Below are 9,966 nucleotides of genomic sequence, written 5' to 3'. Positions count from 1 at the left end.
GGATCGAAGGGCGCGGTCGCCAGCCCCCGGTCCCAGACATCGCGGCCGATCCAGCTCTGCGCGCCCTCGGTCCAGAGGTTGAGGTGCAGCCGGCGGAAGTTCGGCATCTTGCCCCGGATCGCCTGTGCCTCGTCGTGGATGCGCCGGAAGTCGGTCTCGGTGAAGGCCACCCCGAGGTTGGGGTTGGCCATCGCCCAGGTCAGCGGGTCCGAGGGGTCGGCATCCTCGGGGGGCTCGGCCACGAAGCCGAAGAAGGCGTCGTCGCGCACGTCGCCGCGCAGCACCCGCTCGGCATAGGTGCGGATCTCGCCGCAGAGGCTGGCGCGGTCGGCGCCGGCGGTGGTGATCGCCCAGTCGATCGGCTGGGCGCGGGCGATCATCGAGTTGGTGACCACGTCGGCGAGCTCCCTGTCGGTCCAGCGGTGCACCTCGTCGCGGGCGGCGAAGTGCGGGTTGATGCCGTCGGCGCTGTTGCCGTCGCGGCTGAGCGCGGCGATGTAGCCGTTGGTGCGCGGCGACTGGATCTGCGTCTTGAACACGTCGAGCAGCGACGAGAGCGCCGGCGAGCCGCGGATCATCCGCTTGATCTCGTTGAAGAGCAGCCCCGCCTGGTCTCGCGTCGTCGCCGCGCAATAGCCCTGCGGCGCGCCCTCGCCGTCGAAGAGCTGGGTGAAGAGCATCGGCACCGCCGTGTCCGTGGTCTTGCCGTTCTTCTTCGCCACCTGGTGATAGGTCGCGCGGAACCGCCGCAGCCCGGTCTCGGCATGCTTCCAGCCAAACACGGACCCGTGCCGGAACACCTGCCAGGGCTGCAGCGCCAGCTCGGCGCCGGCCATCGGCCCCGTGGTGTGGCGCAGCACCTTGGCAAAGCGGATCACCATGTCGGCGGCTTCGGTGTCGAAGACCAGGCCGCGATCCGCGCCGGTCTCGAGATCCATCAGGTGCCGCTCGCAGGCCATGCGCACCAGAGGCCCCACCACCACCTCGCCTTCGATCACGTCGAGCGCGTAGCGGCTGACGGGATGATCAATTGCCTCCACGGATCCCGCGCAGGAGCTCCTCGAAGAGATCCCCCTGTCCTCCGGTCGCCAGCCGCGCGTCATCGACCGGCGAGAGGCCGAAGAGCGCGCCCAGCTGGCGCATGTTGGCCAGCGCATCCTGTCGCGCCTGCCAGTTCGCCGTCTTCTTCTGCTGCACCCCGTTGCGGGTCGCCACCGAATAGGTGCGGCCCTCGAGCACGATGTTGCTGGTGAGCTCGATCACGTCCGAGGCCGACTCGCAGTAAGCCACGAACATGTGCTCGTAATGCGGCTTCAGCCGGTCCATCCGCACCAGCTCCGGCGCCAGCTCCTGCCAGACCTTCTTGGCGCCGTCGGACATCAGGTCGTGCGGCTCGGGCACCGGCTTCGGGGCATCGCCGCGCATGGGCACGACATTGTCGAGGGTCGGCTTGCGTCCCTTCATGACCAATCTCCTGTCCTGCTCAAGGTGGGCTTTTTTGCTCAATTCCGCCGGTGCGGAAAGAAAGGTTGGGGCGTCGGTTTGCGCCGTCCGGCCGGGATTTTTGACCTACCCCCGGTCCCCGTGCCAGACCTCGCGCGCCGTCTTCCGGCTGTGGCACCGGTGGCAGAGCGCCTGCCAGTTCGACCGGTCCCAGAACAGGACTCGGTCGCCCTTGTGCGGCACCACGTGGTCGACGTCCGTCGCGGGCTCGACCACGCCCAGCTCGCCGCAATCGACGCAGAGCGGATGCCGGTCGAGGAACCGCCGCGCCGCCACCTTCCAGCGCGGATCGGCATAGAGCGCCCGCGCAGCCGCCGCGTGCGGCGTGGCCTGCGCCGCCGCCTTCTGCGCCGCGCGCCTGCCATCCTGCTCCGCCTGGTGAACCGCGCAGCGTGCCTTACCGGCCTCCGCGATCTCCTCGCAGCCAGGGGCCGAGCACAGCTTACGCATGGCGGGGCCCGGCGCCTGCTGTCGTGAACACGTCCATGCCCATAGCCTGAAAACGAAAAAGCCCCGCACAGTGGCGAGGCTCGGGACACAGCGAAGGCGTGTCGGACGTGGCGTTCAACCCATCCTCGCCGCCCACCCGCTCCGGTATCTGTCCCTCCGCGGGAGAGCACTCGGAGCATGAGGCCTGTTAAGGGGAACATAGGAATCGCACCGCCGTGCTGTCAACTCCCCTTCTCCGCATGGCGCCAACCGCGACGCGTTAGCAAAGCTCGAAGACCTCAGGTTTCTGGCATCCAAACAGTTGCCGAATATGGCCAACGCGCAGAAGTTGTTGTTAAGCTATAAGCTTCGGATTGAATAGGATCACTTCAAACATGTCGAACTATCTCAAATCAAGAACTGACGAGGCCCTAGAGCAACTCATTCGGCGCAGTGAAGCCACAGATACCCTGACCTCGCAGCAGAAAACCAACCTCACGGAAGCGAAGAGAATACTCTCTGAACGCAGCGCCGCCAAAATAGCACCTCATTTCGACATCCCCCGAGCGATTTCATTTCTGAGCGCAGTGGCGAAAGATGGACGCGTTTGCAGCTACAAGGAATTGGCACTCGCATGTATCAATGACAGAAATGCAGAGTGGTCCACCTACTATCGAAAAATAAGCGGCCAAGGGGGGCTGATGCAGTCGATTATTCGCCATTGTGCCGCCAAAGGGCTCCCGCAACTCTCGTCACTGGTCGTTCGCCAAGGCGAGGTGAAATTTGGACCTGACGTTCCGCCAAATCGCGAAGGTGAGCTTGAATACGGTTTTAAACGCGGAATGGTGGAGGAGGGGCTGGCAAGCGACGGAGTCGATACTGACGCGTTGATATTGAGCCACAGGCATGCTTGCTTCGAACATTTTAGAACATAGCGTCTGATATCCGGAGGCGACCGTAAACGCCGGGGCTGAACACCTAGCGAATTGACGAGGCTTGGTACGATAATGGCGCTTCAATACGTGCGCTCGACTCCACTCCACGACCTTCAGGGAATATGGCCACCTATGGCGTCTTACGAAACGCGATCAAATCCATATCCAACGACCAGATGCAAACAATACGAGAAGGGTTCTGCGCAACTGTTCTATGAAACTCCTTGATAATGGAGTAATCCACCAAACTTATACCCTCCCCGGATTTTTTCTCGGACTTGCTTCGCATCGCAAAATCTGGAAAATCCTCAATCCAACTCAGAAACTCCTCTCGATCTGGAAAGTGTGTGGCTCTGAATGGCACGTCTCCATTCAGAGCCAACCTCACTTGCTCAGCGAGGCACTTAGCAAATTCACGCCTCCGCCTCCCTGAGCCCAAGCGTGAAATGTGATTTCCAGTCTCCCATATGGTGGCCATCGGCAGAAGGAAGTGATCACCACGTTTGATCTTTTTCTCAAACTCATCAAGAACGTCCACTCGATCTTGATTCAAACCCGGAACGTCAAGTACATTCAGGAAGACCGTCGTATCGATTAGCACGACCTCACTCATCGTTCTGACGCACCCTTTTCAACCACTTAAGAGCTGAATTTGCTCTGTCTTTGCGCGTCCTCTTCAGCTTCGCATATCTGTCAAGCAGCCCCGAGGTTAGAAGCCCTCCAAGGGAATCCTGCGCAACTATCTCTGGGTATGACTCACTATCTGATAACCGCATAATCTTACTCGACCCATCGTCGATGCTCCTGTAGCAGAAAAGAACATCTGGAATACTTTCGTCCGGAAGTGCATCTAGCAAAGCAGGATTGTGAGTCGACATTAGAACGCGAAGTTGTCTCGCCTCAGCAATTCTTCGAATACTTGTGAGGAGGTGTTTTGCCCGACTTGGATGAACGCCATTATCAATCTCTTCGATAACTACCATCGTCCCAACCGGAGCAGACAGCAAGGCTGCAGCTATAGAAAGAACACGCAAAGTCCCATCTGAAAGCAGAGAAGCATCATATCTTTTCAAATGACCCCCAAAGCTCTCTGTGAGCGACACCATTACGCCCCCACGAGGCTCCCGAATAAACCTGATTCCATCAATATTTTGCTCCGGAAGACTTTGTATAAGGCTCAGAAGTTCCGGCGCCGCCTCGACCCCATCGAGCAAGTCGGAGAAATCGTTTATCTCAACCTCATCCTTCGGCTGACCACACAGATCAAAGAGGACTGCTGAAAGGTTAGCCCCATCTCCTCGCAGCTTTTCACCAGCTGGAAATGAGTAGTTTCGCATCAACTGGGGATTCGGATCTAGGAAAAGAATGTTCGAAAGAAGTCCTTCGAAAATTCGAGATACGGTCGGGACCTCTTTTCGAGATTTTTTGTGATTCACGGAAATTGATGCAGGCGTCGCCAACTGAGAGAAAATAGGCATCTGATCAATGCAAGTAATGTGAGGCTTCTTGCCACCTCGCGCAAAATTGTTGTACGCTACTCCGACATCAGTGCCGCGACCCGTTGACGGCTGGTCCAGTATGTAAAGAGGCACACTCTCCCAAGGGGAGGTAATAGATTCCGAGATAATATGAAGGCCATCGTCTCGCAATTCTATGTCAATGTCCCATTTTCTCCAGTTTGTCCCGGAAATAGAACAAGCGAAACCAAATTTATTGGCACCTTCATTAGGCAAGTTTCTCGCGGTCCCCCGAACGACTTGCTCCCCACTGTTTACACTGTACTGGATGGCTGACAGGCGTTGCCCTTGCGCAAGCCAAGACATAAGCCTCAGCCCTTCAATGGCATTGCTCTTTCCGGATGCATTAGCGCCAATTAACACGGTAAGAGGAGCGAGGGGAAGATCGCTTTCCCTGTAACTCTTGAAGGATTTCAGACTGAAGGATAGCAGCATATCGGATTCCAGTATTCTAGCCGAGTGAAGCGATCAGATTGCTGCTGAGCAACGCTCGTCAACACGTAAATTCTTGATATCATGCATTATAACCACTAGCAACGTTGCAGCGCTCATGCGAAGTCCGCCTTCAGTATGGCCTGACGCAACGCGAGTGTAGTTCGAACATTGCTGCACTTCGTTCAGCTTACTTGCACACTCTCGCCCACCTCCTTCCCTGCCCCTTCCATGACGCTTATAATGCGCCAAAACGATTGGCGCTCCTCTTCAGGTCACCTTTGAGACAAGGCCGCTCTCTGCATTCCGCAGAGGACCTGTCATGGAGAGGAGCCAATCCCAAGTCACACTCATCCTTCTCTTGATGAGACGGCGAGACTTAACTTGCGCTGTTCCTTGGAAACCCCACGAGCGCCTCGCCCGTCGTGGTGACAAAGTTCTCACGACCGAACAGATCGAAGCGCACCTTGACCCCGCCAGCGGCATCGATCTCGACCACCTCGCACGACATACCCTCGAACGGCCCCGCCCGGAACATGGCCCGATCCCCGGCCCGCACACGCCGTGCCGCTGCAGCCCGCCGCTTCAGCTCCTGTCGCTCATCCTCTTGCCGCAGATCCCGCGCACGCATCTCGTGGAGCGCGGCCAGGCGCTTGGGCCCGAGCACACCCCACTGACCATCCGACCGGCAAAGCGCCCCGGTGAGAAATGGCGAGGTCAGCACGCGGTGCGGGATCGGGATGCCGTCGAACCGCGCGAAGACGTATCCGGGCAGGTACCGGCGCTCGTATTCCCGCAGCCTCCCCCGCACCCGGGTTCGACGCGAGGTGACGGGATGAAAAGCATAGACGCCGCGCGCCGAAAGCCAGCTTTCCGCGTGGCGCTCCTGCTGCGGCCGGCAGATCAGCGCGTACCAAGCGCTCTCGCCTCGATCGAAGATGGCGGCCGAGCTGCCCTCGACCGGGACCGCATCGCCAACGCGGAGACCGAGGTAGGGACGAACCGCCTCGCCCGCTGTCCACTTCCCGTTCGAACCGAGCACGCTCATGCCACCCCCTCCGGCAGCAGCGCCATGGCGCGGGCCTCGTCCCGCCGATGCCACGCCAGCCACTGCAGATCGTCGTCGCTTGCCACGCCGCGGCGCTCCCGGTCCGCGCGGACGCGGTAGTCGCTGTCGAGCTCGCGCGCCTTCTCGCGGACCATGCGCTTCTCACCGTCCTTGAGCGGCGGTTTCTTGAACCGCTCCCAGAACCGGAACTCAGCCAGCAGGCGGTTCTCACGATAGGCATCGACGCCGGCAGCGCTCCGGAACCAGCGCGCCAGGGCAGGCACCTCCTCGAGCGGGCGCGGCTGCGCGGCCTCGGCCAGCGGCATGATCGTCGCCATGCACGGCCAGCCCCGCCGATCCTTGCCCTCGCCGCGATACCTGAGCGCCGCGCGGAGATCTTCGAGCTTCTCATCGTGCATGTGGCTCAGCTCGTCGGCGAGATCCGTCAGGAACTTCGCGTGGCGTTCGGCCGACACGCCGCTGGGCTTGCGGAAGCCGTGCTCGGTCAGCGGGTCGATCAGCAGGCGGCGCACCCGGTCCCGCTTGGTCTCGGTCTTCGAGGTCTTCTCGTCGGTCATCGTCCGTCCCTTTCTCAGCAAAGGCCCGACCGTTCACGCTCTTCCGGCGTGAGAAGGTTCGCGGCGAGGATGTGGTCCAGGATCCAGGGCCTGAGGTCCGAGAGGGCATCGGCATGCCCGTCGCGGAAGCGCTCGACGGCGCGCTCGGCATCGCGGATCTGGGTGCTTGTAGCCGATGATCTCTGCCGCGTGCATGAAGTGCAGCTGGAAATGGTGGGGCAGCTCGTCTAGCGACTGCAGGTATCTGTCGAAGACCGGCTGCATATGCACGGTCCAGCTTTCCTCGTGCGGGATCGCCGGCGACCAGCTGTAGCTCGGCCCGGTGAAGCGCCAGAACGCGCCCTTGGGCTTCTCGGCGCAGGTCTGCTGGAAATAGTCTTCGCTGTGCATGGATGTCCTCCTGCGCTGGTGACCATCACAACGCCCCGTTGCCGGGGCGCTGACATGGGCATCAGCTGGATTCGGGGTGGCCCTGGAAGATGGGGAGCTCGGTCGCGTCGGCCGCGATCTTGAGCGCCTCGTCGAAGGCGGCTTCGAACGCCCGTTCCGGGTTGTAGATCGACAGGATGAACTTCACGGAGGAGCCGGACTTCCGATAGCGGAAGCGCACCGGCATCCGGTAGGGGGCGCCATTCAGGAACACGGGGATCGTGATGATGATCAGGTTCGGCACGCTGAGCGGCTTGCCGTCGGCATCCTTGTGCTCGTTGAGGAACTGGATCTCGCTCTCGCCGGTGTCGCGGTTGGTCTTCACCGTCAGGTCGCTGGTTTCATAGACTTGGAAGCGGCGCGACATCGCGAGCAGCTGGCCCAGCTGGCCGTAGCGGCCCTCGATCTGCCGCGCTGTCTGGATCAGACGGTTCTCCCATGGCTGGTTCTTGTCGCTCTCGTTGAGCGCCAGCACTGGCGGCGTCGGGTCCATGATGTCCTTCGCGTTCGCCTCGATGAACTCGCCCATCTCATCCTTGTCGAGGGCGCGCCCCGAGATCCCGATCCACGCCTGCCATTCCTTGGAGAGCGGGAAGCCGTAGACCGCGCGGTGGTGGCAATGTCGGGCCGTCGGATCGAGGGGGCGCCGCCGGTGGTGAACGGCTCTCTCGACGGTCCGTCCTTCGACGCATTTGTCGCCGACCTCGAGACCGCTGTCGCGAGCCTTCGGCAGTTCCGCGATGCGACCACGGGTGCCGAGCAGGATCGGGAGGATGCGCCATGAGGGTGTCTGATGTGGTCGATTGCGAGCCGGTGCCGCGCGTCGTCATCGCCGCGACGGCAGTCGCGATGTGCCGCGGCGGGCTGGTGGAGTGCGTGGAACTCGCGCGCCATCTGAAGCTCGCGCTCTGCGCCTTCGCCGACCGGGCGCCGCCCTCGGACCTTCGTGAGGCTGCGGAGGCCGCATGCGACCTGGTCGATGCTGTGCGGGACGGCGACGTGCCGGTCTTTGATCACCGGCGGGATCGGCTTCGGCGGGCGCTGGCGCGCTACTGGGCGGCCCGCGCGCGAGACCCGACCATGGGCGGCAGTGGATAACGGATTCCTTCTCACGTGCCACGTGAGGGGGGGCTGAGCGGGGGCCTGGGCGTAGACCCGCTGATCCGCGACTGGTGGAACTACGTCTACCGCGAGCTTGCCAACGACATGCACCTCAACGTCGAGACCGAGGAAGAGCTCGACTTTCGCCTCGGCGACAGCGAGGCCCAGTGGCGCGCCAAGAGCAGCAAGGCGACGCAGGCATGACCAACACCACCACCAACCGGATGAAGCGGCTCATCGCGGACATCTCCGAGCACGGTGCGACACCGAGCCGGGTGAAGAAGATCACCAACGCGCTGCAGGCCGTGACGGCCGAGCGCGATGCGGCTGCCGATCGGGTGGAAGAGCTCGAGCGCCTCGTGGAGCTCGCGGACGCGCGGTGTGAGATCTGCGCGGATCCGGCCACGACGCTCGATAGCGCCGGAGACGCGGCGTGTGCGGCATGTGCCGCCAAGGAGGAGCGCGAATGATGCCGAAGCGCATTCAGATGACACGACGCAAAGGCGGCTGGCGCAAAGATCACCCCGACGCTGTCGTGGTCGCGAGACCGTCGAAATGGGGCAATCCCTACCAGGGCGATGGTCGCGGCGTTGACCGAGCGATGTTGGCGAGCCTGTTCGGCGAGCTGATGAAGCGACCGGAAAAGTCAGCCTTCGTCGAAGAGGTTAGACGCGAGCTACGCGGCAAGGATCTCGCGTGTTGGTGTCCCCTGGACGGCCCGTGCCACGCCGACGTGCTGCTTGAGATCGCGAACAGGGAGCGTGAGTGATGCCCGCACCTCACACAGCAGAACCGCCGAAATGGCTCACAGAGGCCGCGCAGGTATGCCAGAATACCGGCGTGACCATTACCATCGAGCACCAGTCCCGCGTCTACAAGATCGCGCCTACCGTCGGCAGGCTGGACGGTGATGAACCAGACCTCGTGAACTGGAACCGCAGGTGAAAAGAAGCCTCCCCGCCTACGTCTACGCCCGAGGCAAGAAGGGCTACCTCTACTTCGTCCGTGGCGGGGTCTGCCAGCGCATCCACAGCAAGCCTGGCACCGCCGAGTTCGCCGCCGACTACGCCCGCCTGATGCGGGGCCGTGTCGCGGCGCCAAAGCAGAGCATCGGCAAACTCATCGACCTGTTCATGAAGTCGCCGCAGTGGGCGAACTACGCGCACAACACCCGCCGGAACCACGAGCGGAACTTCCGCTATCTGCGCGAGACGGCGGGCAAGATAGATCCCGCGAAGCTGCGCACGGTCCACGTCTATGAAATGCGGGACGCCCTGGCGGACAAGCCGACCGACGCGAACCGGAAGATCGACACGCTGCTGGTGCTGATGAAATACGCGGTCCAGATCGGATGGATCGACCGCAACCCGGCGCAGGACATCCAGAGGCTCAGCCCGACCGGCAAGAAGCGCAAGCCGTGGCCGGCAGATCTCATCGAGGCGTTTCGGGCGGAGGCAGAGGGCCGGGCCCTGCTTCTCTTCGAGATGCTTCTCGGCACCGGCCAGCGGATCGACGACGTGCTGAAGCTGCGCTGGTCCGACCTGGACGACGACGGATTCACGCTGGTGCAGGGGAAGACGAAGGCTGAGCTCTACATCCCTCTCACCGACCGTCTGCGCGCCGTGCTGGCGGCAGAGAAGAAGCGCGGGCTGTTCATCGTGTGCCGTGAGGACGGACAGCGGATCAGCTACCCCTCCGCCCACAAGGACATCATGACGGTGCGGCGGAAGATCGGGGCCGAGGACTACGACATCCACGCGCTGCGCTATGCCGCCGCGTCCGAGATCGCCTCCATCCCTGGCATGACCAGCGACCACGTGAAGGCCATCACCGGCCACGCCAGCGGCGCCATGATCCGCCTCTATGCCGGCGCCGCGCAGCAGAAAGCGCGGGCGACAGAAGCGCAGAAAGCGCGTATGGACAGAACGAAACCAAAACGCGAACACTGAAACGCTGTTGAAACGGTGAAATCAGGCTGAACGATTTCAGCAACT

At 62.0% G+C, this 9,966-nt stretch carries 15 protein-coding genes and 1 pseudogene; 7 read left to right on the top strand and 9 right to left on the bottom strand.

Translation table 11 applies throughout. From position 1 onward, the window contains the following. The 3 genes from BLQ77_RS21825 to BLQ77_RS21815 form a co-directional block, all read right to left on the bottom strand. The coding region (locus BLQ77_RS21825; protein ID WP_242661603.1) for a terminase large subunit at positions 1 to 1,040 on the bottom strand (1,040 nt) is incomplete at its 3' end. Further along, the gene (locus BLQ77_RS21820; RefSeq protein WP_089954864.1) at positions 1,027 to 1,464 is read right to left on the bottom strand and encodes a P27 family phage terminase small subunit; all 438 of its coding nucleotides are present in this window, start codon (positions 1,462 to 1,464) and stop codon (positions 1,027 to 1,029) included. The genes BLQ77_RS21825 and BLQ77_RS21820, both read right to left, overlap by 14 nt. A 105-nt stretch (positions 1,465 to 1,569) precedes the next feature. Beyond that, entirely contained in the window at positions 1,570 to 1,953 is a 384-nt protein-coding gene (locus BLQ77_RS21815; protein ID WP_089962851.1) for an HNH endonuclease, read from the bottom strand. A gap of 374 nt (positions 1,954 to 2,327) precedes the next feature. On the opposite strand from BLQ77_RS21815, the gene BLQ77_RS28505 reads away from it, so the two are divergent. After that, positions 2,328 to 2,867 carry a hypothetical protein gene (locus BLQ77_RS28505; protein WP_131822047.1) on the top strand — a complete coding sequence of 180 codons (540 nt, stop codon included), beginning with the start codon at positions 2,328 to 2,330 and terminating at the stop codon, positions 2,865 to 2,867. Positions 2,868 to 2,997: 130 nt separating this feature from the next. On the opposite strand, the gene BLQ77_RS28500 is transcribed toward BLQ77_RS28505, so the two are convergent. From BLQ77_RS28500 to BLQ77_RS21790, 6 genes and pseudogenes are all read right to left on the bottom strand, one after another. Next, positions 2,998 to 3,480: a hypothetical protein gene (locus BLQ77_RS28500; protein ID WP_131822046.1), complete on the bottom strand. Its 483-nt coding sequence runs from the start codon at positions 3,478 to 3,480 to the stop codon at positions 2,998 to 3,000. Continuing rightward, on the bottom strand, positions 3,473 to 4,819 hold the full coding sequence (locus tag BLQ77_RS21810) for an AAA family ATPase (RefSeq protein ID WP_089962849.1): 1,347 nt from the start codon (positions 4,817 to 4,819) through the stop codon (positions 3,473 to 3,475). The genes BLQ77_RS28500 and BLQ77_RS21810 overlap by 8 nt, the downstream gene beginning before the upstream one ends. Before the next feature lie 376 nt (positions 4,820 to 5,195). Then, positions 5,196 to 5,864 carry a transcription termination/antitermination NusG family protein gene (locus tag BLQ77_RS21805; protein ID WP_089962848.1) on the bottom strand — a complete coding sequence of 223 codons (669 nt, stop codon included), beginning with the start codon at positions 5,862 to 5,864 and terminating at the stop codon, positions 5,196 to 5,198. Beyond that, on the bottom strand, positions 5,861 to 6,442 hold the full coding sequence (locus BLQ77_RS21800) for a hypothetical protein (RefSeq protein WP_089962846.1): 582 nt from the start codon (positions 6,440 to 6,442) through the stop codon (positions 5,861 to 5,863). Before BLQ77_RS21800 ends, BLQ77_RS21805 begins: the two co-directional genes overlap by 4 nt. Positions 6,443 to 6,475: 33 nt before the next feature. Further along, complete coding sequence (locus BLQ77_RS21795; protein ID WP_089962844.1) at positions 6,476 to 6,832, bottom strand: hypothetical protein; 357 nt, start codon at positions 6,830 to 6,832, stop codon at positions 6,476 to 6,478. A 61-nt stretch (positions 6,833 to 6,893) separates the two neighbouring features. Continuing rightward, positions 6,894 to 7,445: pseudogene (locus BLQ77_RS21790) on the bottom strand (DUF2303 family protein); the annotation flags it as partial. 45 nt (positions 7,446 to 7,490) lie between these two features. On the opposite strand from BLQ77_RS21790, the gene BLQ77_RS29505 reads away from it, so the two are divergent. From BLQ77_RS29505 to BLQ77_RS21765, 6 genes are all read left to right on the top strand, one after another. Next, entirely contained in the window at positions 7,491 to 7,655 is a 165-nt protein-coding gene (locus BLQ77_RS29505; protein ID WP_242661814.1) for a hypothetical protein, read from the top strand. Further along, positions 7,652 to 7,969, top strand: a complete 318-nt coding sequence (locus BLQ77_RS21785) for a hypothetical protein (RefSeq protein ID WP_089962841.1) — start codon at positions 7,652 to 7,654, stop codon at positions 7,967 to 7,969. The genes BLQ77_RS29505 and BLQ77_RS21785 overlap by 4 nt, the downstream gene beginning before the upstream one ends. Before the next feature lie 15 nt (positions 7,970 to 7,984). Then, positions 7,985 to 8,176 (top strand): hypothetical protein, encoded by a 192-nt coding sequence (locus BLQ77_RS21780; RefSeq protein WP_089962840.1) that lies wholly within the window; start codon positions 7,985 to 7,987, stop codon positions 8,174 to 8,176. Then, positions 8,173 to 8,442 (top strand): hypothetical protein, encoded by a 270-nt coding sequence (locus BLQ77_RS21775; protein WP_089962838.1) that lies wholly within the window; start codon positions 8,173 to 8,175, stop codon positions 8,440 to 8,442. Before BLQ77_RS21780 ends, BLQ77_RS21775 begins: the two co-directional genes overlap by 4 nt. Next, complete coding sequence (locus BLQ77_RS21770) at positions 8,439 to 8,741, top strand: DUF4326 domain-containing protein (protein WP_089954933.1); 303 nt, start codon at positions 8,439 to 8,441, stop codon at positions 8,739 to 8,741. The genes BLQ77_RS21775 and BLQ77_RS21770 overlap by 4 nt, the downstream gene beginning before the upstream one ends. Before the next feature lie 172 nt (positions 8,742 to 8,913). Continuing rightward, positions 8,914 to 9,921 carry a tyrosine-type recombinase/integrase gene (locus tag BLQ77_RS21765; protein WP_165617174.1) on the top strand — a complete coding sequence of 336 codons (1,008 nt, stop codon included), beginning with the start codon at positions 8,914 to 8,916 and terminating at the stop codon, positions 9,919 to 9,921. Positions 9,922 to 9,966: the final 45 nt, after the last annotated feature.

This window comes from Salipiger thiooxidans, assembly GCF_900102075.1.
GTDB lineage: Bacteria > Pseudomonadota > Alphaproteobacteria > Rhodobacterales > Rhodobacteraceae > Salipiger > Salipiger thiooxidans.
The sequence above is the reverse complement of the archived record's forward strand: the minus strand, read 5'-3'. Positions and strand labels throughout refer to the sequence as shown.

What these genes read in the sequence shown, in the direction of transcription:
- BLQ77_RS21820 (WP_089954864.1), bottom strand. Translation starts at nt 1,464, where the DNA reads ATGAAGGGACGCAAGCCGACCCTCGACAATGTCGTGCCCATGCGCGGC.
- BLQ77_RS21795 (WP_089962844.1), bottom strand. Translation starts at nt 6,832, where the DNA reads ATGCACAGCGAAGACTATTTCCAGCAGACCTGCGCCGAGAAGCCCAAG.
- BLQ77_RS21785 (WP_089962841.1), top strand. Translation starts at nt 7,652, where the DNA reads ATGAGGGTGTCTGATGTGGTCGATTGCGAGCCGGTGCCGCGCGTCGTC.
- BLQ77_RS21810 (WP_089962849.1), bottom strand. Translation starts at nt 4,819, where the DNA reads ATGCTGCTATCCTTCAGTCTGAAATCCTTCAAGAGTTACAGGGAAAGC.
- BLQ77_RS21800 (WP_089962846.1), bottom strand. Translation starts at nt 6,442, where the DNA reads ATGACCGACGAGAAGACCTCGAAGACCGAGACCAAGCGGGACCGGGTG.
- BLQ77_RS28505 (WP_131822047.1), top strand. Translation starts at nt 2,328, where the DNA reads ATGTCGAACTATCTCAAATCAAGAACTGACGAGGCCCTAGAGCAACTC.
- BLQ77_RS21815 (WP_089962851.1), bottom strand. Translation starts at nt 1,953, where the DNA reads ATGCGTAAGCTGTGCTCGGCCCCTGGCTGCGAGGAGATCGCGGAGGCC.
- BLQ77_RS21770 (WP_089954933.1), top strand. Translation starts at nt 8,439, where the DNA reads ATGATGCCGAAGCGCATTCAGATGACACGACGCAAAGGCGGCTGGCGC.
- BLQ77_RS29505 (WP_242661814.1), top strand. Translation starts at nt 7,491, where the DNA reads ATGTCGGGCCGTCGGATCGAGGGGGCGCCGCCGGTGGTGAACGGCTCT.
- BLQ77_RS21775 (WP_089962838.1), top strand. Translation starts at nt 8,173, where the DNA reads ATGACCAACACCACCACCAACCGGATGAAGCGGCTCATCGCGGACATC.
- BLQ77_RS21805 (WP_089962848.1), bottom strand. Translation starts at nt 5,864, where the DNA reads ATGAGCGTGCTCGGTTCGAACGGGAAGTGGACAGCGGGCGAGGCGGTT.
- BLQ77_RS28500 (WP_131822046.1), bottom strand. Translation starts at nt 3,480, where the DNA reads ATGAGTGAGGTCGTGCTAATCGATACGACGGTCTTCCTGAATGTACTT.